23 protein-coding genes and 1 tRNA gene are annotated in these 22,590 nt (G+C 61.7%); 11 read left to right on the forward strand and 13 right to left on the reverse strand.

Annotation, left to right across the window (positions count from 1 at the left end):
• Window positions 1-4 precede the first annotated feature (4 nt).
• The 6 genes from hisF to FW796_RS15650 form a co-directional block, all read right to left on the reverse strand.
• Window positions 5-775 (reverse strand): imidazole glycerol phosphate synthase subunit HisF, encoded by a 771-nt coding sequence (gene hisF, locus FW796_RS15625; protein WP_015633827.1) that lies wholly within the window; start codon window positions 773-775, stop codon window positions 5-7.
• 9 nt (window positions 776-784) lie between these two features.
• On the reverse strand, window positions 785-1,522 hold the full coding sequence (gene hisA / locus FW796_RS15630; RefSeq protein ID WP_019093879.1) for a 1-(5-phosphoribosyl)-5-[(5-phosphoribosylamino)methylideneamino]imidazole-4-carboxamide isomerase: 738 nt from the start codon (window positions 1,520-1,522) through the stop codon (window positions 785-787).
• 42 nt (window positions 1,523-1,564) lie between these two features.
• On the reverse strand, window positions 1,565-1,825 hold the full coding sequence (locus FW796_RS15635) for a DUF2164 domain-containing protein (RefSeq protein WP_123724143.1): 261 nt from the start codon (window positions 1,823-1,825) through the stop codon (window positions 1,565-1,567).
• Window positions 1,825-2,463, reverse strand: a complete 639-nt coding sequence (hisH, locus tag FW796_RS15640; protein WP_123724144.1) for an imidazole glycerol phosphate synthase subunit HisH — start codon at window positions 2,461-2,463, stop codon at window positions 1,825-1,827. The genes FW796_RS15635 and hisH overlap by 1 nt, the downstream gene beginning before the upstream one ends.
• Window positions 2,463-3,056 carry an imidazoleglycerol-phosphate dehydratase HisB gene (hisB, locus tag FW796_RS15645; RefSeq protein WP_011058736.1) on the reverse strand — a complete coding sequence of 198 codons (594 nt, stop codon included), beginning with the start codon at window positions 3,054-3,056 and terminating at the stop codon, window positions 2,463-2,465. The genes hisH and hisB overlap by 1 nt, the downstream gene beginning before the upstream one ends.
• 192 nt (window positions 3,057-3,248) lie before the next feature.
• Window positions 3,249-4,910 carry an OFA family MFS transporter gene (locus FW796_RS15650; RefSeq protein ID WP_346634184.1) on the reverse strand — a complete coding sequence of 554 codons (1,662 nt, stop codon included), beginning with the start codon at window positions 4,908-4,910 and terminating at the stop codon, window positions 3,249-3,251.
• 344 nt (window positions 4,911-5,254) lie between these two features.
• Between FW796_RS15650 and FW796_RS15655 the strand changes: the two genes are divergently transcribed.
• The 5 genes from FW796_RS15655 (at window position 5,255) to FW796_RS15675 (ending at window position 10,484) form a co-directional block, all read left to right on the forward strand.
• Window positions 5,255-7,480 carry an AsmA family protein gene (locus FW796_RS15655; RefSeq protein ID WP_346634183.1) on the forward strand — a complete coding sequence of 742 codons (2,226 nt, stop codon included), beginning with the start codon at window positions 5,255-5,257 and terminating at the stop codon, window positions 7,478-7,480.
• Window positions 7,477-8,544: an A/G-specific adenine glycosylase gene (mutY, locus tag FW796_RS15660; protein WP_446439540.1), complete on the forward strand. Its 1,068-nt coding sequence runs from the start codon at window positions 7,477-7,479 to the stop codon at window positions 8,542-8,544. Before FW796_RS15655 ends, mutY begins: the two co-directional genes overlap by 4 nt.
• 11 nt (window positions 8,545-8,555) lie before the next feature.
• Complete coding sequence (locus FW796_RS15665) at window positions 8,556-8,828, forward strand: oxidative damage protection protein (RefSeq protein ID WP_446439600.1); 273 nt, start codon at window positions 8,556-8,558, stop codon at window positions 8,826-8,828.
• A 105-nt stretch (window positions 8,829-8,933) separates the two neighbouring features.
• Window positions 8,934-9,009 (forward strand) — tRNA-Phe (locus FW796_RS15670).
• A 320-nt stretch (window positions 9,010-9,329) separates the two neighbouring features.
• Entirely contained in the window at window positions 9,330-10,484 is a 1,155-nt protein-coding gene (locus FW796_RS15675) for a Fic family protein (protein ID WP_446439541.1), read from the forward strand.
• 73 nt (window positions 10,485-10,557) lie between these two features.
• Here FW796_RS15675 and FW796_RS15680 read toward each other — a convergent pair whose 3' ends face one another.
• From FW796_RS15680 to FW796_RS15695, 4 genes are all read right to left on the reverse strand, one after another.
• Window positions 10,558-10,710 (reverse strand): hypothetical protein, encoded by a 153-nt coding sequence (locus tag FW796_RS15680; RefSeq protein WP_446439542.1) that lies wholly within the window; start codon window positions 10,708-10,710, stop codon window positions 10,558-10,560.
• Between the two features lie 71 nt (window positions 10,711-10,781).
• Entirely contained in the window at window positions 10,782-11,822 is a 1,041-nt protein-coding gene (locus tag FW796_RS15685) for a DMT family transporter (protein WP_446439543.1), read from the reverse strand.
• 91 nt (window positions 11,823-11,913) lie between these two features.
• Complete coding sequence (locus FW796_RS15690) at window positions 11,914-12,504, reverse strand: hypothetical protein (RefSeq protein ID WP_446439544.1); 591 nt, start codon at window positions 12,502-12,504, stop codon at window positions 11,914-11,916.
• Between the two features lie 110 nt (window positions 12,505-12,614).
• On the reverse strand, window positions 12,615-12,935 hold the full coding sequence (locus FW796_RS15695; RefSeq protein ID WP_346634177.1) for an isochorismate lyase: 321 nt from the start codon (window positions 12,933-12,935) through the stop codon (window positions 12,615-12,617).
• Between the two features lie 201 nt (window positions 12,936-13,136).
• Here FW796_RS15695 and FW796_RS15700 point away from each other — a divergent pair, with 201 nt between their 5' ends.
• The gene (locus FW796_RS15700) at window positions 13,137-14,111 is read left to right on the forward strand and encodes an alpha/beta hydrolase family protein (RefSeq protein WP_404938069.1); all 975 of its coding nucleotides are present in this window, start codon (window positions 13,137-13,139) and stop codon (window positions 14,109-14,111) included.
• Window positions 14,112-14,235: 124 nt separating this feature from the next.
• Window positions 14,236-14,646, forward strand: a complete 411-nt coding sequence (locus FW796_RS15705) for a hypothetical protein (RefSeq protein WP_346634175.1) — start codon at window positions 14,236-14,238, stop codon at window positions 14,644-14,646.
• An 81-nt stretch (window positions 14,647-14,727) separates the two neighbouring features.
• On the opposite strand, the gene FW796_RS15710 is transcribed toward FW796_RS15705, so the two are convergent.
• The 3 genes from FW796_RS15710 to gabP all read right to left on the reverse strand — a co-directional run bounded on the left by FW796_RS15710 (window position 14,728) and on the right by gabP (window position 19,025).
• Window positions 14,728-15,165 carry a hypothetical protein gene (locus FW796_RS15710; RefSeq protein ID WP_430962727.1) on the reverse strand — a complete coding sequence of 146 codons (438 nt, stop codon included), beginning with the start codon at window positions 15,163-15,165 and terminating at the stop codon, window positions 14,728-14,730.
• A gap of 250 nt (window positions 15,166-15,415) precedes the next feature.
• Entirely contained in the window at window positions 15,416-17,446 is a 2,031-nt protein-coding gene (locus FW796_RS15715) for a DKNYY domain-containing protein (RefSeq protein ID WP_446439545.1), read from the reverse strand.
• A 187-nt stretch (window positions 17,447-17,633) separates the two neighbouring features.
• Window positions 17,634-19,025 carry a GABA permease gene (gabP, locus tag FW796_RS15720; protein WP_346634173.1) on the reverse strand — a complete coding sequence of 464 codons (1,392 nt, stop codon included), beginning with the start codon at window positions 19,023-19,025 and terminating at the stop codon, window positions 17,634-17,636.
• Between the two features lie 565 nt (window positions 19,026-19,590).
• On the opposite strand from gabP, the gene FW796_RS15725 reads away from it, so the two are divergent.
• The 4 genes from FW796_RS15725 (at window position 19,591) to FW796_RS15740 (ending at window position 22,577) form a co-directional block, all read left to right on the forward strand.
• Entirely contained in the window at window positions 19,591-20,364 is a 774-nt protein-coding gene (locus tag FW796_RS15725; protein ID WP_346634172.1) for an ABC transporter ATP-binding protein, read from the forward strand.
• Window positions 20,365-20,377: 13 nt separating this feature from the next.
• Window positions 20,378-21,130: an ABC transporter substrate-binding protein gene (locus tag FW796_RS15730; protein WP_233321810.1), complete on the forward strand. Its 753-nt coding sequence runs from the start codon at window positions 20,378-20,380 to the stop codon at window positions 21,128-21,130.
• 65 nt (window positions 21,131-21,195) lie between these two features.
• Window positions 21,196-21,891: an ABC transporter permease gene (locus FW796_RS15735; RefSeq protein ID WP_233321811.1), complete on the forward strand. Its 696-nt coding sequence runs from the start codon at window positions 21,196-21,198 to the stop codon at window positions 21,889-21,891.
• Window positions 21,888-22,577 carry an ABC transporter permease gene (locus FW796_RS15740; protein WP_170002027.1) on the forward strand — a complete coding sequence of 230 codons (690 nt, stop codon included), beginning with the start codon at window positions 21,888-21,890 and terminating at the stop codon, window positions 22,575-22,577. Before FW796_RS15735 ends, FW796_RS15740 begins: the two co-directional genes overlap by 4 nt.
• Window positions 22,578-22,590 lie beyond the last annotated feature (13 nt).

Genomic DNA, 22,590 nt, shown 5'->3' on the forward strand with positions numbered 1-22,590 from the left:
GTGGCTATCGCACAACAATCCCGCGCTGGGCCATATAGGCCTTGGCCTCGGGAACCGTGTATTCGCCGAAGTGGAAAATGCTCGCCGCCAGCACTGCACTGGCGTGGCCTTCAATGATGCCGTCGGCCAGGTGCTGGAGGTTGCCGACGCCGCCGGAAGCGATCACCGGAATACCCAGCGCATCACTGATGGCCCGGGTCACGCCCAGGTCAAAGCCGTTTTTCATGCCGTCCTGATCCATGCTGGTCAGGAGGATTTCGCCGGCACCCAGGCCTTCCATCTTCTTCGCCCACTCCACCGCGTCCAGCCCGGTGGGCTTGCGCCCGCCATGGGTGAAGATCTCCCAGCGCGGGGTTTCGCCCGGGCCGGAGACTTTCTTCGCGTCGATGGCGACCACGATGCACTGGGAACCGAAGTGCTGCGCCGCTTCGCCGACGAACTCGGGGTTGAACACTGCTGCGGTGTTGATCGAAACCTTGTCCGCGCCGGCATTGAGCAAGTTGCGGATGTCCTGCACGGTGCGCACACCACCGCCCACGGTCAGCGGGATGAACACCTGGCTGGCCATGCGCTCGACGGTATGCAGGGTGGTATCGCGCCCATCGACGCTGGCGGTGATATCGAGGAAGGTGATCTCGTCGGCGCCCTGCTCGTCGTAGCGTCGAGCGATTTCCACCGGATCGCCGGCGTCACGGATGTTCTCGAACTTGACGCCCTTGACCACCCGGCCGTTGTCCACGTCCAGGCAAGGGATGATGCGTTTGGCCAGTGCCATGGCGAGTCCTCAGCCTTGGTACGAATCGCAGAAAGCCTGGGCTTCTGCGACATCGAGGGTGCCTTCATAGATCGCGCGGCCAGTAATGGCGCCGATGATTCCTGGAGCCTTGGCATCCAGCAGGGCCTTGATGTCGCCCAGGTTGTGGATACCGCCGGAAGCGATCACCGGGATCTTGGTGGCCGCCGCCAGGGCTGCGGTGAACGGCACGTTGCAGCCCTGCATCATGCCGTCTTTGGCGATGTCGGTATAAACGATGGCGGACACGCCGTCGGCTTCGAAACGCTTGGCCAGGTCGATCACTTGCACGCTGCTGACTTCAGCCCAGCCATCGGTGGCGACGAAGCCATCCTTGGCGTCCAGGCCAACGATGACCTTGCCCGGGAAAGCGCGGCAAGCCTGGGCAACGAACTCCGGCTCCTTGACCGCCTTGGTGCCGATGATCACGTAGCTCACGCCGGCCTTCACATAGTGTTCGATGGTTTCCAGGGAGCGGATGCCGCCACCGATCTGGATCGGCAGATTCGGGTAACGCTTGGCGATCGCGGTCACCACCTCGCCGTTCACTGGCTGGCCTTCGAAGGCACCGTTGAGGTCCACCAGATGCAGACGACGGCAACCGCCTTCAACCCACTTGGCAGCCATGCTCACCGGGTCATCGGAGAACACCGTGGAATCTTCCATGCGGCCCTGGCGCAGACGTACACAGGCACCGTCTTTAAGATCGATAGCGGGAATAATCAGCATCTGGCAAACCTTCAAATTCGATTGTTCAGCTTCACTCGAAAATCAATTTTTCTCGAGCGCCCACAGGTCGCTTTCGATGCTCTCGAACCTCTCTTTGAGGTGCGTCTGCACATCGAAAATCGCCCGGTTGTAATAGTGCGGAGCAATTTCGCGGGTAAACAGCTCAAGAATTTCCGCCGCCTCGAACGAGCCCAGGTCGAGCTCGAAACGGTCCTCCATGAAGCGCTTGATCTTGTGCGTCGCCTCACTCTCCTGTTCGGTAGTGAGGGTCAGGATCGGCGGCTTGGACTTCTTGATCGCCATTACCAGCGACCGTCCCAGGCCGCGAAGTTCTGCAGCAACTGCAGGCCGTGGGTATGGCTCTTCTCCGGGTGGAACTGCACGGCGAAACGCGAGCCGTCGGCCAGCGCTGCGGCAAAGTCCACGCCATAGTGACCGCTGCCTACCACCTGCCGGGCATTGCCGGCATTGATGTAGTAGCTGTGCACGAAGTAGAAGCGCGCCAGGTCCGCAATGTTGTGCCACAGCGGATGGTCCACCGCCTGCTTCACCTCGTTCCAGCCCATGTGCGGCACCTTCAGGTGTTCGCCATCCTCGATCAGGCCCTTGCCGAAGAACTTCACCTGGCCGGGAAACAGGCCGATGCAGTCAACACCCTCGTTCTCTTCGCTGTGGTCGAGCAAGGCTTGCATGCCCACGCAGATGCCGAGGAAAGGACGATCCTGGCTGACTTCACGCACCAGGGCGTCGAAGCCCAGGCGACGGATCTCGGCCATGCAATCGCGAATGGCACCCACGCCGGGAAACACCACCCGGTCGGCTTCGCGAATCACGTTGGCATCACTGGTGATCAACACCTTGCCGGCGCCCACGTGCTCCAGGGCCTTGGCCACCGAGTGCAGGTTGCCCATGCCGTAGTCGATAACGGCGACGGTCTGCATTACAGCACGCCCTTGGTGGACGGCATCTGGCCGGCCATACGCTCGTCCAGCTCCACCGCCATGCGCAGTGCACGGCCGAAGGCCTTGAACACGGTCTCGATCTGGTGGTGCGTGTTGGTGCCGCGCAGGGTATCGATGTGCAGGGTCACGTTGGCGTGGTTGACGAAGCCCTGGAAGAATTCCTGGAACAGGTCAACGTCGAAACCGCCGACAGTGGCGCGGGTGAAGGGTACGTGCATCTGCAGGCCGGGACGGCCAGAGAAGTCGATTACCACGCGGGACAGGGCTTCATCCAGCGGCACATAGGCGTGACCGTAGCGACGGATGCCCTTCTTGTCGCCGATGGCCTTGCTGAACGCCTGGCCGAGAGTGATACCGACATCCTCCACGGTGTGGTGGTCGTCGATATGCAGGTCGCCCTTGCTTTCGATGTCCAGGTCGATCAGCCCGTGCCGGGCGATCTGGTCCAGCATGTGCTCAAGGAAGGGCACGCCGATATCGAATCGGGCCTTTCCGGTGCCATCCAGGTTGATCGAGGCTTTGATCTGGGTTTCCAGAGTGTCGCGCTCGACAGATGCCTTACGTTCGGCCATCACCAGCTCCGCAAAATCATTGGGCGAAAAAGGCGAATAGTATAGGCCCGACGGCGGCCAAACAGAAACACGCTGGACAATATCCTGACGGGCGCCAGCCAATGGCTACGGGGCTGTACCTGTCATGACAAGCGGCGAAGCGTTCGCCGGCCAGCCGGCTCCTACGTAGGAGCTGGCTGGCCAGCCAAGCCCTTAATGGAACAGCACCGCCGTCTTCTGCAGGGTGACCCACACGCCCCACGCCAGGGGAATGCCCACGGCCAGCCAGGCAGCGATCACCAGCGGCTGGCTGGCGGACGAAGCTTTCCACTCCAGCACGACGCTGCTGTCAGCGCCCTTGTCGTGGCCCAGAGCCTGCTCGGCCGCCAGTTGCTCGTCGGTCATGAAGTACTTGTCGGCTACCGGGCGCACCAGCAGGTTGCACAGGAAGCCCAGCACCAGCAGGCCGGCGAGGATGTACAGGGTGATGTCGTAGGCCGCGGCGCGTTCGACGCCGATGCTCAGCTGATACTCACGCAGGTAGTTCACCAGCACCGGGCCCAGTACGCCCGCCGCCGCCCAGGCAGTCAGCAGGCGACCGTGGATCGCACCCACCATTTGTGTCCCGAACAGGTCCGCCAGGTAGGCCGGAACTGTGGCGAAACCACCGCCGTACATCGACAGGATGATGCAGAACGCCGCCACGAACAGGGCGATGTTGCCCAGGTGGCCGAGGTTCGGAATCAGCGCGTAGAGGGCAAAGCCCAGGGCGAAGAACACGAAGTAGGTGTTCTTGCGACCCAGGTAGTCGGAGAACGACGCCCAGAAGAACCGCCCGCCGATGTTGAACAGGCTCAACAGACCGGTGAAGCCGGCAGCGATGGCGGCGATCTGCGCCAGTTGCCCGGCATCCAGCTGGCTGAAGGTCAGGTCGTTGCCCAGCAACTTGCCGGCGAACACTTCCTGCAGCAGCGGCGACGCCATGCCGAGGATGCCGATACCGGCCGATACGTTGAGGCACAGCACCAGCCAGACCAGGCGGAACTGCGGAGTCTTCCAGGCCACGTTCACGTGCACATGGCGGTGGGTGATCATCGCATTGGCGGCTTTCTTCGCCGGCGCAGTCCAACCTTCAGGTTTCCAGCCGGTCGGCGGAACCCGATAGGCCAGGGCGCCGCCGATCATGAACACGAAGTAGATCGCGGCCATCACCAAAAAGCTCTGCCACACGCCGACGCTGGTAGGCGTGGCGAAGTAGCTCATCAGGGCTGCCGCCAGGGGCGCGCCCACCATGGCGCCACCGCCAAAGCCCATGATCGCCATGCCGGTGGCCATGCCGCGCTTGTCCGGGAACCACTTGATCAGGGTCGACACCGGGGAAATGTAGCCCAGGCCCAGGCCAATACCGCCGATGACCCCGGAGCCGATCCACATCAGCCAGATCTGGTGGGTGTAGATCCCCAACGCCGAAATCAGCAGGCCGCCGCACCAGCACAGCGCGGAAACCACCCCTGCCTTGCGCGGCCCGGCATGTTCCAGCCAGCCGCCCCAGATCGCTGCCGAGCAGCCCAGGAAGATGAAGAACAGGGTGTAGATCCAGCCGAGCATGGAGATCGGCCAGTCACACTGGGACGAAAAGACCTGCTCGATAAAACCCATGCCCGGCGCACACGCCACTGGCGCACCGATGCCCAGCGCCTTGGACAGCGGCAGCCAGAACACCGAAAAGCCGTAGGCCATGCCGATGCACAGATGAATGGCCAGAGCGGCCGGTGGGACCAGCCAACGGTTGAAGCCGGGCTTGGCAATGATGCGTTCTTTGGACAAGAACGCTGGCTGAGCAGACGGACTGGCCGCCGCGTTGCTAGAGCTCATGGATGTTTCCCCCAATTATTAGAATTGTTCATCGGCCACTCATCTGCGACGACCTTGGCACGCGGGCGCGGTCGTTTTATTGAGTAAAGCTCCATTTGGGCAGACGCGACATTAAGTCGCACAAGGGCGAACGAACCGCGAGAGGTTACCATTTGCGACAAACTAAAAAACCAAACTGACATTACCTTTTTTCCCGCAACTGCTTCGCCCGCAGGCCAGGCCACTGGCAAAAAAAATGGCCGCCACGACGAAAAAACCTCTAACTGCAATGGGTGACCAGTCGTCAGGTTCAGAGCGTTATACTCCCTCGCTAAATTTTGAATTCGACATACAAGGACTCGCCCATGAAAGCGTTCGGCAAAATCCTGGGTCTGGTAATTCTCGGGCTGTTGCTGATCATCGTGGCTCTCGGCTTCGCCTTGACCCACCTGTTTGATCCCAACGACTACAAAGAAGAGATTCGCCAGATTGCCCGCGACAAGGCCCACATCGAGCTGACGCTCAATGGCGACATCGGCTGGAGCCTGTTCCCCTGGCTCGGACTGGAACTGCACGACGCCGGCGTGGCCACCCTGGCCAACCCGACCCAACCTTTCGCCGACCTGCAGATGCTTGGTCTGTCGGTCCGGGTATTACCGCTGCTGCGCCGTGAAGTGCAGATGAGCGATGTGCGGGTCGAAGGCCTCAACCTGCGCCTGAACCGCGACAAGGATGGCCACGGCAACTGGCAGGACATCGGCAAGACCGCTCCTACCGACAAGCAGGCCGCAACCCCGGCCACCAGCACCGGCGAAGCGGGCCAGCCAAGCGTCGGCGCAGACAAGCCCTCGCAACCGATCCGCCTGGACATCGACAGCCTGACCGTGAACAACGCCCGGGTTGAGTACAACGATGAGCAGACAGGCAAGCAGTTCACCGCCGAAAGCATCCAACTGAGCACCGGGCCGATCCACGAAGCCAGCAACACCCCGGTCAAGCTCACCGCCTTCCTCGCCAGCACCCAGCCCGCCGTGCGCGTGCGCACCGAACTCAATGGCGAGCTGCGCTTCGACCGCGCCCTGCAGCGCTACCAGTTCGAAGACATGCGCCTGTCCGGCGAAGCTACCGGTGACCCGCTGCAAGGCAAGACCCTGACCTTCGCTGCCCAGGGCCAGCTGTTGCTGGACAAGGCCGCCAACGTCGGCCAGTGGACCGGCCTGAAAGTCTCCCTCAACCAGCTGCGCGCCCTGGGCGAACTCAAGGTCAATGACCTGGACAAGACCCCGCAGATCAGCGGCGGGATTTCCATTGCCCAGTTCGACCTGGCGAAATTCGTCGACAGCATCGGCCAGACCCTGCCGGCCATGGCCGAAGGCAGCCTGAGCAAGGTCGAGCTGGTCAGCCGCCTGCAAGGCACGCCCAGCAGCCTGGCCCTGGAAGACCTGAACCTGAAGCTCGACGACAGCGCCTTCAGTGGCCGCCTGGCCATCGAGGACTTCGACAAGCAATCCCTGCGCGCTCAGCTCAAGGGCGACACCTTCAATGTCGACCGCTACCTGCCGCCCAAATCCGCCGCAGCCAACAGTGCCGCCACAGCACGCAAGGCTGAGGTGCAAAGCAGCGAAGCCGACGCCATGGCCGGCGCCGGCACCACGCCGCTGCCCAACGCCCCGACCAAGGGCGCCTGGAGCACCGACAAGCTGCTGCCAGTGGAGCGCCTGAGCAAACTCGACGTCGATGCCGACCTGAGTTTTGGCCAGTTGACCCTGGACAAGCTGCCGATCCAGAACGCCGCGCTCAAGGCCAGCGGCCAGGGCGGCCTGCTCAAGCTTTCCAGCCTGCGGGGCGAGCTGTACAACGGCAGTTTCGAAGCCAGCGGCAATCTCGATGTGCGCCAGAGCACACCGCAGTTGAGCCTGCAGACCAAGATCAACCGCGTACCGGTGGAACGCATCCTGGAAAGCCAGGGCCAGAATCCTCCGGTCAAAGGCCTGGTGACTCTTAACAGCAACCTCAGTGGCAGCGGCAACAGCCAGAAAGCGCTGATCGATAGCCTCAACGGTACTGCCAGCTTCGTGATCAACAACGGCGTGCTGCTCAACGCCAACATCGAACAGCAGCTTTGCCAAGGCATCGCGGTGCTCAACCGCAAGAACCTCAGCAGCACGCCACGGGGCAAGGACACACCGTTCCAGGAGCTCAAGGGCAACCTGACGTTTCGCAACGGCGTGGCCAGCAACCCGGACCTGAAAGTGCGCATCCCCGGCATGACCGTCAACGGCAATGGTGATATCGACCTGCGGGTGCTGGGCATGGACTACCGGGTCGGCATCGTCGTCGAGGGCGACCTCAGCGACAATCCGGACCCGGCCTGCCAGGTCGGCGAACGCTTTACTGGTGTTGAACTGCCGCTGCGCTGCCGGGGCCCGCTGGAGCTGGGGGCCAAGGCCTGCCGCTTGGACAAGGACGGCCTGGGCCAGGTTGCCGCCAAGCTGGCCGGTGACCGGCTGCAGCAGAAGATCGACGAGAAACTCGGTGACAAGGTCAGCCCGGAACTGAAGAACGCACTCAAGGGGTTGTTCAAGCGATGAGAGCCGAGGCCTTTGCACCGGCGGTGCTGGACTGGTACGACCGCCATGGTCGCCACGACCTGCCCTGGCAGCAGGACATCAACCCGTATCGGGTGTGGGTCTCGGAGATCATGCTGCAACAGACCCAGGTCAGCACCGTGCTCAACTACTTCGACCGCTTCATGACCTCACTACCCACGGTGCAGGCCCTGGCCGAGGCCCCGGAAGACGAAGTGCTGCACCTGTGGACCGGCCTGGGCTACTACACCCGGGCGCGCAACCTGCAAAAGACCGCGAAGATCGTCATGGCCGAATACGGCGGCGAGTTTCCCCGGGACGTGGAGCAACTCACCGAGTTGCCGGGCATCGGCCTGTCCACCGCCGGCGCCATCGCCAGCATCAGCATGGGCCTGCGGGCACCGATTCTCGACGGCAACGTCAAGCGGGTGCTGGCCCGCTTCACCGCCCAGGAGGGCTACCCGGGGGAACCCAAGGTGGCCAAGCAGCTGTGGGCCGCCGCAGAACGCTTCACGCCCCACAGCCGGGTCAACCACTACACCCAGGCGATGATGGACCTGGGGGCGACCCTCTGTACCCGGAGCAAGCCCAGCTGCCTGTTGTGCCCTCTGGAGCGCGGCTGCGAAGCCCACATGCTCGGCCTGGAAACCCGCTACCCGATTCCCAAGCCGCGCAAGGAGGTGCCGCAGAAGCGCACCCTGATGCCGTTGCTGGCTAACCGCGAAGGCGCCATCCTGCTCTACCGACGCCCCTCCAGCGGGCTCTGGGGCGGCCTCTGGAGCCTGCCGGAGCTGGACGACCTGCAAGACATCCAGCACCTGGCCCTGCAGCACTCCCTGGAACTGGGTCAGCAACAGCAAATGCCCGGCCTGGTGCACACCTTTAGCCACTTCCAATTGGCCATCGAGCCCTGGCTGGTCCGGGTCGAAGAGTCGGCGCTGCACGTCGCCGAGGCCGACTGGCTCTGGTATAACCTCGCCACCCCGCCGCGCCTGGGCCTTGCCGCCCCGGTGAAGACACTGCTCAAACGCGCGGCCGAAGTCTTGAATGCAGGAGAGTCGTCATGACCCGCACCGTAATGTGCCGCACCGTAATGTGCCGCAAATACCAGGAAGAACTACCAGGCCTGGAACGCCCCCCGTACCCGGGCGCCAAAGGCCAGGATATTTTCGAACACGTTTCGGCCAAGGCCTGGGCTGACTGGCAGAAACACCAGACCCTGCTGATCAACGAAAAGCGCCTGAACATGATGAATGCCGAAGATCGCAAATATCTGCAGGGCGAGATGGACAAATTTTTCTCCGGCGAGGAATACGCCAAGGCCGACGGCTACGTGCCACCGGCTGAGTAAACCCGCTGAAAATCGGGGGTGGAACGTAAGCGACGGTAATAATTAAACATTTTTTTCAAAACTTGCTTGACGCCCCCCTGAAAAACCCGTTTAATGCGCCCCGTTGCCCAGATAGCTCAGTCGGTAGAGCAGGGGATTGAAAATCCCCGTGTCGGCGGTTCGATTCCGTCTCTGGGCACCACCTTCAGCTTTCAGGTGGTGTTTACATCACGTGAAAGCAACCAGAAAACCCGCCTAGTGCGGGTTTTTTGTTGCCTGTCATTCAGCCCTTCCCTTCCCCCTGCTCGACACCCCGGCCTTCTTTCCTGCACAACCAAGCCGCTGCGCGACCATCACGCCACCCACACAGCGCATCACGCCTCGCTTTTTCTCAAGCGTTCACTTAAGCGAAGTACCATTTTGAGATAATCATCTTTTGATATTCGAGCAGAACCCCTATAGAACAGGGCCTATGGCAAAAAAATCATAGATAATTTTTTCGGCTTTCGAGATGTTTGCACAATGCCTGCATTCTTCCATCACGATCTTGAGCTGCTAAACCCATCCTTCGACTCCCCTCTGGTGGACGTGCTGAGCGAGCTTGAGCACCTTCGGCGCTTGCGATTGGAAGGCGATACGCCTCCTGCGGTCTTCTATCAGCTGAAAACGATCTTCCACATCCTGGAAAGCCTGGGTTCGGCGCGCATCGAGGGCAACCACACAACGCTTGCCGACTACATCGAGAGCAAGGTGGAAGGCACAGCCCAGGACTCCGACCCGTTACGCGAAGTGGCGAACATCGAAAAAGCCATGGATTACATCGAGCAAACCATTGGCCCGGGAACACCAATCACCGAGCTCACCATCAGAGAGCTGCACGCGATGACCGTCCAGGACCTGGAGCGAGAAGGCGATAAGACGCCTGGAGCGTATCGCCAGGGCGAAGTACAGATCGCTCAGGCCGCCCACCTACCTCCTGATGCCCTGATGGTACCCAGCTACATGCAAGAGCTGGTGGAGTTCGTCAATCGGGAGGACCTCCCCAAATACGACCTGATGAAAGTGGCCTTGACCCATCACCGGTTTGGTTGGATTCACCCATTTGGCAACGGCAATGGCCGCGTGGTGCGCCTCCTGACTTATGCACAGCTGATGAAATATGGCTTCAACGTCGATACGGGTGGCCGTGTACTCAACCCTACCGCTGTTTTCTTCAATGATCGGGAACGTTACTACGCCATGCTCGCCACCGCGGACCAAGGAACCAAGGCCGGGCTGGAGACCTGGTGCACTTACGTTCTAGAGGGCATTAGGGACGACCTGGAAAAGGTCAATCGCCTCACCGACTACCGCTACCTGACCCGGCACATCCTGGCTCCTGCCATTACCTTTGCTCGGGATCGACAATGGATCACTGCAGCGGAAGAAACGGTACTGACCACAGCGATCAAGTCAGGCGTTGTTAAGTCGAACGACATCGCTCAGGTACTGCCCAAGCTGACTGCCGGACAAAGGACCTATCAAATAAAGAAACTGGTGGACCAGGGCATGCTATTGCCCATCAGCGCCAACGCCCGGCAATACACCATCGGTTTCTCCAACAGCTACCTCATCAGAGGAATGATCAAGGCGCTTCGAGAGCAAGGGTTCATACCGGCACCGCTTGAGGCGCCATGACACTCTCTCGGGCTCTCCAAGGGCGCCCAGAATCAAACTGATCCTGGGCGCGCTGGCGCAGCGCCCGCGCCAATCAGAAGGCCTTATCCGCCCGCTCCATCGCCAGCCCCTGTGCCACATCGAGCAGAGCCACGCCATCACCGAGCAACAGCGCGGCGATGTCGGCGATCTGGAACAGGTCGCTGGCATCAGCCGTTTGCGCGGTCATGCAGGACAGGCTGTTCATCAGTTTGTGAAGGGCGCGTATGCGCTGATCAGCGCAAGCCCTCACCTGGTGACTGAAAGCAACCCGCCCACTCAGTGCTTGTGCCGATGATGAACATCAGGGAAGTGCGCATGGCTATGCCGGATCGGTGCGTGTTCGTGGGGATGGCTGTGGGGCTCCGAGCCGTCCCACTCAAAGCCGTGTTCATGCTGGTGGTGCTCGTCATGCCTATGGCGATGGTTGTGCGCGAGAGGCTCGTGCTGATGCTCGTGAACGTGGTGTTCCATCAAGTGAATCCACACGCCGATGGCCATCAGTGCCGCAGCCAGCAGAAACCACAGGGAAACCGACTCGCCGAGGATCAGAATCGAGAGCGCTGCGCCAAGGAAAGGCGCCGTGGAGAAGTAGGCTCCGGTGCGCGCACTGCCCAGCCCACGCAAGGCCAGGACGAACAACACCAGGCTGACGCCGTAGCCCAAAAAACCCACCACGAGTATCGACCCCAGTGTGGCAACGGCAGGCAGTTGCGCGCCAATGAGCACGGCCAGGCCGGTATTGACCACACCCGCCACCAACCCCTTGCTGCCGGCGATGAACAGCACGTCGGAGGCCGAGACCTTGCGGGTCAGGTTGTTATCGATGGCCCAGCACAGGCAGGCGAAGGCCACGGCCAGCGGTCCCAGCCAGTCATCAGTACCGGCGTGCTGCTGCGGCCACGACAGGACGACTCCACCCAACACGATCGCGAGCATGCCGATGACGATCCGCCGATCGGCGTTCTCCTTGAACACCAGCCACGCCAGCACCGCGGTGAGTACCGACTCCAGGTTGAGCAGCAACGAAGCGCTGGCGCCCGCGGTCCGCGTCAGGCCGAACATCAGCGCGACCGGCGCCAGCACACCGCCAAACAGGATCGCTCCCAGCAGCCAGGGCCACTCGCGCGCCGTCAGCCCCGCCGGCTGCCAACCCCGATCGCGAACGCAACGAACAATTGCCAGGCCCACACCACTGCCCAGATACAGCAGCCCAGCCAGGAGCATTGGCGGAACATTCAGCCCCAGCAGTTTGGCCAGTGGTGTGCTGGCGCCGAACAAGGCGGCCGCCGCCAGCGCGCAGAGAACACTCAAGCTCATGGTCGGATCACCCTTCAGGCTCATTGCAAGACGCTGAACATGATGACCCTGTCCATGTAGAAATGCCGTGAACCGGAGCGACGCAACCGCTTCACCCCGAAGCGGCATCCATCAACACCTTGAGCGCCGCATCGGCCTCGGCACGTTGTGCCTTGGTGGGTTTGACGGCAAATCGGCTGCGCTGCTTGTTGAGGGTCAGGTAGGCGTTGTCGCCATCGCCCCAGATGTAGGAGTAGATCAGCAGAAAACTGTCGGAGCCGGGCTGGCAGTAAGGGGCGACGCTGCGCAGCGGCGCCAGCAACTGGATCATCTCGCCATAGTTTTCAGTGAACTGCAGCAAGACAAACTGCCAACGCCCTGTCTGCGGGTCGTAGTGAGAGGTGCCGCCCGCCCCCGCCCACATCTGCGCCACTTCCTGCAGGCTCTTCGCACCAGAATCCTCCAGCGACTCGGCATCGACCCGGGCCGAGCCGTACATGTCCTTGCTGTCGAACCACTTCTGCCAATCGTTGTAGGCGATCGCCGGGCGTGGCGGCGCGGCCATGGCTTGGGCGTAGTGCTCGGGCGTCATGCTGCAACGCAGATACACCGAGGAAGGCTCGCTCGCCTGCACCTGCCCGGTCGCGGCCAATAGCACCGCCAGCGCCAACCCTGTCCATGAGCGAAATTGCATCATTGTCATCCCTGATCCCTCGAAAAAAGGCCGCCAGCATACCCGCGCCGATGCTGATCCAGGGAACGGGCCGCCATCAGCAGCAGAACCCGATCAACACTGAGCGCCGGCAATCAGCCTCAGGCAGGCGCCTGCGCCGCCTGCCAATGCTTCATCTCCTCGGCGATAAAGTGCTGCACCAGATCGCTGTACAGCTTCTCGATGGCATCTGCGCTCAGGCCTTCGGCCTCTGCCCACTCGCGGCGGGTGGCGAGCATCGCCTTGAAGCGCTCCTCGGCCCGCACCGTGGCCGCCGAGGTCTTGAACTTCGACGCTGCCAGCACGTACTTGAAACGTGCACCCAGCAGCGCAATGACCGCTCGATCCAGGGCATCGATTTCCCGGCGGATGTCTTCCATGCCCTGGCATTGTTCCGGGCTCATCTGATTTTTCACTTCCATGCTCAACACTCCATCGGGGTCAGGGGCCCGGATTATTCTCACGGGCCGCAGCGAGAGTAAAGATGCCGGCGCCACCCGGCTGTTGGACGCGCTGGCAGTTGCCGCGCCGTGGATCGGCCGGGTATTAATGGGCACACAAAAAAATATCGCTGACGCCGAATGCCGCTCCGGCACATTGCAGCCGCCAAGGAACAACCGTCCATGTCCCTGCTGTCCTCGCCCGACCTGCCTGCCGCACAACCCGCCATTGCCGGGCCGACACCTGGCCCCAGCGAAACCTTCAACGAACCGGCGGCGGACGGTTACCTGATCGGTGGCTGTGCCTGGCGCCACCCGCAAGCCGATCCAGCGCGACCGGTGGTGATCATCAACGCCGCGACCTCGGTGCGCTGCCGTTATTACTTCCGTTTCGCCGACTACCTGTTCGCCAACGGCTTCGACGTGATGACTTACGACTACCGCGGCATCGGCGAGTCGCGCACGGGCTCCCTCAAGGGCTTCAAGGCGTCCTGGTCGGATTGGGCTGCGCTGGACTTCGAAGCCATGCTGCAACGAGCCCAGCGCGAGTTTCCCGGGCAGCCGATCGATGTCGTGGGCCACAGCTTCGGCGGTTGCGCCGTGGGCCTGGCGGCCTCTGCCGGGGTGATCCGCCGCGTGGCCACCATGGGCGCACAGTTCGCCTACTGGCGCGACTACGAACCCAGGCTGCGCTGGCGCATGCTGGGCAAATGGCACGTGCTGATGCCCCTGCTGACCTGTCTCTACGGCTACTTTCCCGGCAAGCGCCTGGGCTGGATGGAGGACACCCCCGCCGGCGTGGTCAGCGACTGGTGCACCCCACACACGCGCTACGAAGGCCGCCCCAGTGGCCGCAGGCTCGCTGGAGAGCGCAACGGCCAGCCCTTCGCCCAAGTCACGGCAGCGATCCTCGCCATCAGCCTCAGCGACGATCCCTTCGGCACCGTGCCGGCCATCGAACGCCTGCTGGCTTACTTCAACAACAGTCCACGCACTCACTTGCGCATCGCCCCGCAGGAAATCGGCGAAACCGCGGTCGGCCATTTCGCCTTCTTCCACAGCCGTTTCGACACGCGGCTCTGGCCCATCATCCTGGGCTGGCTGCGTCACGGCGAACTCGACAGCCGCAGCCCGGGACGAGTAATCCCACGCGCCTGAACCACCCTTCTCGCCCGGTGGCAGATGCCCCGGCCGGCATTTACTGGCATCCTTGGCCGCCTGAAAGGTCGCCGCTGTCTGGCGACCCACGCGACACACCTCCAAGCATCAAGGTAAGACGCCCATGGCATCTGCGAACAAGCAACACAAAAGGGCCCAGCGGGCGAAAACCAAGGCCAAGCAAAACCGCGCCAAGCGCACTGCACCGACCTCTGAGCTGGAACTGGACCCCAACGACAGCCGCATCGACTTCGAATCGGTGGACCTGACCGAACTGTTCGTGAAAATGCGCGATGCCGAAAAAACCAGCCAGCAGGCGCTGTGCACGGTCTTCCTCTCGGACCCGCTGCTGGAGCTGGTCTATGAGCAGGAAGGCGAACAGGGCGCCACGGACTTCATCCTTGCGGCGCTGATGGAGTACCGCAACTGGTCCACCGAGGCCGACGAGGCCACGGCCCTGGCCTGGATCGAGTCCGAGGCCTTCCAGGCCGACTACATGGCCGCATCCCAGGCACTGTTCAGCGCCGAAGGCTGAGTTTCATCCGGGCATGAAAAAGGGCGCATTCAGCAATGAATGCGCCCTTTTCCGTTTCAGCTAAACAGCCTGGCGTGATGCTCAGGCAGCTTCCAGCCGAGGGATTTCCATGCCGACGTTGGCACTGGCGAAGCCCAGGTCGCCGCTGGCAATGGATTGAGCCTTGTAGCCTTCACCGATCAGATCGCGAACGTGCATCTTGTTGTAGATGAAGCAGAACACAAAGTTGCTGAAGCCAAAGGTGAAGAAGCCCACGGCGAACATGATGGCAGCCCATTTCCAGTCGGAACGGAACAAGGCCGGAATGAAGCCGAAAAGGAGCACGGTCCATGAGAAGCCGACTGGCGCTACTTTCATGGCGCCGGTGTTCGGGTTTTTGAAGATAATTTTAGTGAACGCCATGCGCGTCTCCTTGCCGCCCTTTTTTGAGAGACCAATGGCCGGGCGATCACCATTGAACCCTGAATGCTCGTTCTTCGAGCCGGGACTGTCGGGCATGCCGCAGGCAGGCGCGGACAATCAGGAACCAGGGCTAGTGCGCACGGATCAAGGGAGAGAGGCGAAGACGGATTCAGAGCCCCGACAAGCATTCAGTCCCTTGCAATACAGCGCTATTCCTTAGCTCCTCTCACGCTGGCACGCAAGAGCTCTTATCGAAGAGCGCGCAGGCTACTATTTCGCCAGCGGGCTGTCCATGAAACGCCATGTAACAAGTCACAGTTCCGACAAAAAAGGCCACCGTCAATGCTGACAGCCATCTTTTTGCCGCTCAAACAGCCAAATTTTCAGCATCCCCGGCCGGGGCCTTCGTCGTTGCCTGGTAATACTGCTCGGCACTGATTTCGCTGAGAGTCGCGTAGCCGTCGTACTGGTAAAAACGCTGCTTATCCCGAGCATAGCGGTCCGCGACAAACTCCAGGCTGGCCAGGTCGATGCGCTTGGCACTCACCGGGCGCCGGCCACAGAACAGCTTGCGCGTGCCCAACTGCAAGAAATCCGGATGAGGAACCCTCACTTCTTCCGGGCTGAACTCCACCTCCAGCGCCTTGCCGGCAGAAAACATCTGCGTCGCGCTGAAGGCGTAGCTGCCCATGAAGCGCGTGTGGGCCGGGTCGAGGTTCCTTTTTCTTTCGCTGTAGTAGTACACCGCGCCCTTATCCCTGGCCCAGCCATGCCCGCAGGACTCGAAGCTGGCCAGATCCGCCTTACCCAGCGGCTCAGGCGCCTGGTAAAAGATCCTGTGGCAAAAAACCGTCCGGCCATCGGCCAGGTAAGGCCCGCCCAGGGCACGGTACTGGTCGACGGAGGCTGAAGAAAATCGCTCCGGCACCTGGGTCTCGGCACGATGAAAGGGGATCAGGTACAAGCCGTTGGCATCACCGCACAGGTGTGTGTCCAGCAGCTTGAAACTGCCGGCATCCAGACCATTGATAGCGCGACCATGAAAGTGCACCTGGTGCCCCAGCTCAAACCCCAAGCCGATGGCGCGCAGGGCTGGCGTTGTCGACGCTGACACGCTGGGCTCCTGCAGACGGTGCCACCAGTAGCCCTGCAACTGCGGGTGAGCCTCGAAGAACGCGGCCCACTCCTGCAGCATCCCGTCATCGATCACCCCACCCGAACCGAGAGGGCCGTGCTTGTCGCCCACCAGCACCGGCGAGTGGTGGTGTTCACCGCGCTCCAGCTGGGTTACCACAAAGCTCTGCACATCCACATCCAGCGGCTTGTTGAACAGGTAGGCGCGATGCTCGTCGGCGTAGTAATGGAATCCCAGGTGACGAAAACTCGGGGCGTGGGCTCCACGCAGGCGGGTGCCATTGCAGTAGACGAACTGGTCATCCACGGCCACGTACGGGTCCGGAGTTTCACTGCGGCTCAAGACTCGGCCGGCAGCATCGAACACGGACTGAACGCGATTCAGCAGGCGAAAGTCGCCGACATAGCGCAGGGTTTTTCCGGTCAGGAAGTAGGCCCGCTGTGCGTCCTTGGCGTAGCGCTCGTTGAGCACACTGAAGGTGGCCAGATCGACGTTGTCGATGCGGTAGAAATACTCGTAGGCAATGCTTGAGCCCTGCTGCGCCTGGACGATCACCGAATACCCGTCGGTGCCCCAGCGCTGGGCCAGCATCTGAAAGCCCTGCGGATTGGCTATCGGTAACGGCGAGCCGTCCTTCTGGTGCAACGGCACACCGCCCCGACAGACCTGATCGTTGATCACCTGATAAGCCGGATGGTTGCTGCCACGCACCCGGTCCTCGGCGCTGGCGATCGCCCGTGCGCCCAGGAAGATCTTGGCCCCGTCACTGAACAGCACCGCGGATGAAGGCCAGTTCTCCGGCACCGGGTGCAACAGTGCCAGGCGCTCAGGCTGCGCGCCCTCGATCACCGCCAACCCGTAGTCGTGACAAAAGTAGGCACGCTGCTGATCGCACCAATGGTCATGGCCCAGGCTCCGCAACCCGCGGCACACACGCATCGGCAACGTCTGCAACGGGTGGTAGCCATAACGGGCGAAGTAGCGGGGCAAGCCATAATAGTCGGCCCGCGCATCACGCAGCAGGTGCCGATGAACACGATGGCGCCAGAGCGATTCGCCCTCTACCAGGAGGGAAACCGGGAACTGCTCGGCCGCGGCCTGAGAAGCCTGCTCAGCCGGCGTCCGCCCTTCAAGCTGCAGCATGAGGTAGACGTCCCGGGCGCGCTCTTCCACCAACAGCGCGCCCTCCACGAAAGCGAACCCCTGATGCCACTCAAGGTCGAGCATTTCCCACTCGGCAAAATCCATGTCCAAGTCCTTCATCGCTGCATCCCAAGCTGACCGAGCGGTGGATTATCAGTAGGCAACTTGCAAGCGTAAAGCGCCCCGTCGCCAGACCGCGACTGAGCATCAGCCCGCCACAAACAGACACGCCAAATTGCATTCGGACATGAAAAAGGCCGCGGTCATCTCTGAGCGCGGCCTTTTTTACAAGCAGTGGAGCAAACCGTCAGCTCAGCGCCAGGGCACCATTGCGCTCGGCCTTGCGCCGACGGGCCACCAACAGGCCCGCAGCGATGACGATGACACTCAGCAGGCCGGTGGCGAGGATCTCCACCCGATGCTCTTCCTGGAACAGCATGATGCCCAGGATCGCGACGATGAACACGATCACCGCGTAGGTCAGGCCAGGGAACAGCCACATGCGGAAGGCGATTTTCTCGCCGGCGGCCATGCGCTTCTGGCGCATGCGCAGTTGCGATACGGCAATCACCAGGTACACCAGCAAGGCGATGGCGCCGGAACTGGCCAGCAGGAACTCGAACACCGCAGCCGGAGCTACATAGTTGGCGAACACCGCAAGGAAGGCTGCTGCAGTGGACAGGATCACCGCCCAGTAAGGCGTGCCACTGGCATTGGTGCGCTTGGCGACCGCTGGAGCATCGCCCCGCTTGCCCAGGGAGAAGAGCATGCGCGAGGCGGTGTAGAGCGCCGAGTTCAGGCAACTGGTCACCGCCACCAGCACCACCAGATCAACGATCAGCTTGGCGTTGGGGATGCCCATGCGATCGAGCACGGTCTGGTAGGAGCCGACCTGGGCCAGGCTTGGGTCGTTCCACGGCACCAGGGCCACAACGATGAAGATCGACACCAGATAGAACAGACCAATCCGCCAGATCACCGAGTTGGTGGCCTTGGAGATCTGTTTGCCCGGGTTATGGGATTCCGCCGCAGCGATGGTGACGATCTCGGTGCCCATGAAGGAGAACATGGTGGTCAGCATGGCGGCCAGCACCGCGCCCATGCCGTTGGGCATGAAGCCCTGGGTGTCCACCAGATGCGAGACGCCGCTGACCTGGCTGTTGGGCAGCAAGCCGCAAATGGCCGCCAGGCCGAGGATCACGAAGCCGATGATGGCCACGACCTTGATCAGGGCAAACCAGAACTCGAATTCGCCATAGTTCTTCACGCTGAACAGGTTGGTGGCGGTCAGCAGCAGGGTAATCACCAGGGTAAAGACCCAGATCGCCACGTTGGGGAACCAGGCATGCAGGATGGTTGCAGCGGCGTTGGCTTCCAGCGGGATCACCAGCACCCAGAACCACCAGTACAGCCAACCGATGGTGAAACCGGCCCAGTGGCCAATGGCGCGATCGGCGTAGGTCGAGAACGACCCGGTATCCGGCGAGGCGACGGCCATTTCCGCCAGCATGCGCATCACCAGTACCACCAGGGTACCGGCGGCGGCATAAGCCAGCAGCACGGCCGGACCGGCCTCGGCGATGGCGTGGCCGGAGCCGACGAAGAGACCCGCGCCGATAACGCCGGCGATCGACAGCATGGTCACATGCCGTGGTTTGAGCCCCTGCTCGAGGTCATTGGAGAGTTGCGTACCGCTCATGAAAAGCACCTTTGCAACGAAAAAAGAGTAACTCCACCCGGTCTGCATTCGTTCTCGTAAAAAGAATTCAACAGGGCGTTCTTTATTTCGTACGCAAGAATTGCGCCAAAATGTTACAGAGTCCCGGGCAATAGGGGTTGGCGAGCCGACCGATGGAAATCCCAAGTCATTGAGAACAATGGCATTTCGCCATTTCGTTACCGGGTGACTCACTTTGTAGGACGAAACAATGCACCAGAAACACACCCCCAAAGTGCCTGATGCACAATTAGCAAGCAGATCCGTGACCTTTGGCCCGTTAACCCTTCCAACACCCGGCCAAAGCTGGCACCATCGCGCCTTTTTTTACGCGACACCTACCGGATTTCAGGCGGTTTCTGGGTTCAAACGGGCGTTCGGTTGTTGATGGGGCGACAGTCTTCTGTGCTGATGCGACAACCTGCCACACGCCGTCTGTTTACCTCCGGTAGCGCTGTTGGCTGCGATTCGAACCCTATGCTAGCTTGGCGCCTCGCCAGGAAGGCCGCCAACAGCAGGAGCACAATGAACTCTATGAGGACCGCACATGGCTGAGGCCACGCCCGCGCTTGAAATCCGCAACTTGCACAAACGCTACGGCTCTCAGGAGGTACTCAAAGGTATCTCGCTGACCGCACGCGACGGTGACGTGATATCGATCCTGGGTTCCTCCGGCTCCGGCAAGTCCACTTTCCTGCGTTGCATCAACCTGCTGGAAAACCCGCACCAGGGCCAGATCCTGGTGGCCGGCGAAGAGCTCAAGCTCAAGGCCGCGAAAAACGGCGAGCTGGTGGCCGCCGACGGCAAGCAGATCAACCGACTGCGCAGCGAAATCGGTTTCGTCTTCCAGAATTTCAATCTCTGGCCGCACATGAGCGTCCTCGACAACATCATCGAGGCTCCGCGCCGGGTGCTGGGCCAGAGCAAGGCCGAGGCCATCGAAGTGGCCGAGGCGCTGCTGGCCAAGGTCGGCATCGCCGACAAGCGCCACGCCTACCCGGCCCAACTGTCCGGCGGCCAGCAGCAACGCGCCGCCATCGCCCGCACCCTGGCGATGCAACCCAAAGTCATCCTGTTCGACGAGCCGACCTCGGCCCTGGACCCGGAAATGGTCCAGGAAGTCCTCAATGTGATCCGCGCCCTGGCCGACGAAGGCCGTACCATGCTGCTGGTCACCCATGAAATGAGCTTTGCCCGCCAGGTCTCCAGTGAAGTGGTGTTCCTTCACCAGGGCCTGATCGAAGAGCAGGGATCGCCACAGCAGGTCTTCGAGAACCCGCTTTCGGCACGCTGCAAACAATTCATGTCCAGCAACCGCTAACGGAGCTACACGCATGCAGAGCTATAAGAAGATCCTCCTGGCCGCTGCCGTCACTCTGGCTTTCAGCGCCAGCGCTGCCGCCGAAACCCTGAAAATGGGCATCGAGGCCGCCTACCCACCGTTCAACAACAAGGATGCCAGCGGCCAAGTGGTCGGCTTCGACAAGGACATCGGCGACGCCCTGTGCGCCAAGATGAAAGTCGAATGCACCGTGGTCACTTCCGACTGGGACGGCATCATCCCGGCCCTGAACGCGAAGAAGTTCGACTTCCTGATCTCCTCGCTGTCGATCACCGACGAGCGCAAGCAAGCGGTGGACTTCACCGACCCGTACTACTCCAACAAGCTGCAGTTCATTGCGCCCAAGGCCAAGACCGAGTTCAAGACCGACAAAGCCTCGCTCAAAGGCAAGATCATCGGCGCGCAACGGGCGACCCTGGCCGGCACCTGGCTGGAAGACCAACTGGGCGACGACATCACCATCAAGCTCTACGACACCCAGGAAAACGCCTACCTGGACCTGACGTCTGGCCGCCTGGACGCGATCCTGGCCGACAAATACGTCAACTACGAGTGGCTCAAGAGCGAAGCCGGCAAGCCTTACGAGTTCAAAGGCGATCCGGTTGAAGAAAGCGACAAGATCGGCATTGCCGTACGCAAGAAAGATCCTCTGCGCGAGAAGCTGAACGCCGCCCTGAAGGAAATCGTGGCCGACGGCACTTACAAGAAGATCAACGACAAGTACTTCCCGTTCAGCATCTATTGATACTGACTTGCCTGACCGGCGCTCGCCCCCTGGGCGCCGGTCCTTAGCAAAGCCATCCAGACCCCATGAATATCGATCTCTACGGATTCGGCCCGGCGCTCGCCGCCGGCGCGCTGATGACCGTCAAGCTGGCCCTCTCGGCGTTATGCCTGGGACTGGTGCTCGGTCTGCTCGGCGCCTTGGCCAAGACTTCTCCGTACAAGCCGCTGCAATGGCTTGGCGGCGCTTATTCGACCCTGGTGCGCGGCGTTCCCGAGCTGCTCTGGGTCCTGCTCATCTACTTCGGCACGGTCAACCTGATGCGGGCCCTGGGCGAGTTCTTCGGCAACCCCGAACTTGAACTCAACGCCTTCGCCGCCGGGGTGATCGCCCTTGGCCTGTGCTTCGGCGCCTACGCCACCGAAGTGTTCCGCGGCGCGATCCTGGCCATTCCCAAGGGTCACCGCGAGGCTGGCATGGCCCTGGGCCTGTCGAAATGGCGGATCTTCACCCGGCTGATCATGCCGCAGATGTGGCGCATCGCCCTGCCGGGCCTGGGCAACCTGTTCATGATCCTGATGAAGGACACCGCCCTGGTGTCGGTGATCGGCCTGGAAGAAATCATGCGTCACTCGCAGATTGCAGTGACCGTTTCCAAGCAGCCGTTCACCTTCTACATGGTGGCCGCCTTCATGTACCTGGGCCTGACCGTACTGGCCATGACCGGCATGCACTTCCTGGAAAAACGCGCCGCTCGCGGCTTCGCAAGGAGCGCCCAATGAACTGGGAAGTGATCATCAAATGGCTGCCGAAACTGGCTCAGGGCGCAACCCTGACCCTGGAGCTGGTGGCCATTGCGGTCATCGCCGGCCTGTTGCTGGCGATCCCCCTGGGCATCGCCCGCTCATCACGGCTGTGGTACGTGCGCGCCCTGCCCTACGCCTACATTTTCTTCTTCCGCGGCACGCCGCTGCTGGTGCAGCTGTTTTTGGTGTACTACGGGCTGGCACAGTTCGATGCGGTGCGTGAAAGCGCTCTGTGGCCCTACCTGCGCGATCCGTTCTGGTGCGCCACCGTGACCATGACCCTGCACACCGCGGCCTACATCGCCGAGATCCTGCGCGGTGCGATCCAGGCCATCCCGCCGGGTGAAATCGAGGCTGCGCGGGCCCTGGGCATGTCCCGACCCAAGGCTTTGTTCTACATCATCCTGCCGCGCGCTGCGCGGATCGGCCTGCCGGCCTACAGCAACGAAGTGATCCTGATGCTCAAGGCCAGTGCCCTGGCCAGCACCGTGACCCTGCTGGAACTGACCGGCATGGCACGCACCATCATTGCCCGCACCTACCTACCGGTGGAGATCTTCTTCGCCGCCGGGCTGTTCTACCTGGTGATGGCCTACGTTCTGGTACGCGGCTTCAAGCTGCTGGAACGCTGGCTGCGGGTCGACGCCTGCCAGGGACGCTGACCTTCCCCCGCTC

It is taken from the genome of Pseudomonas sp. 910_21, assembly GCF_052850735.1.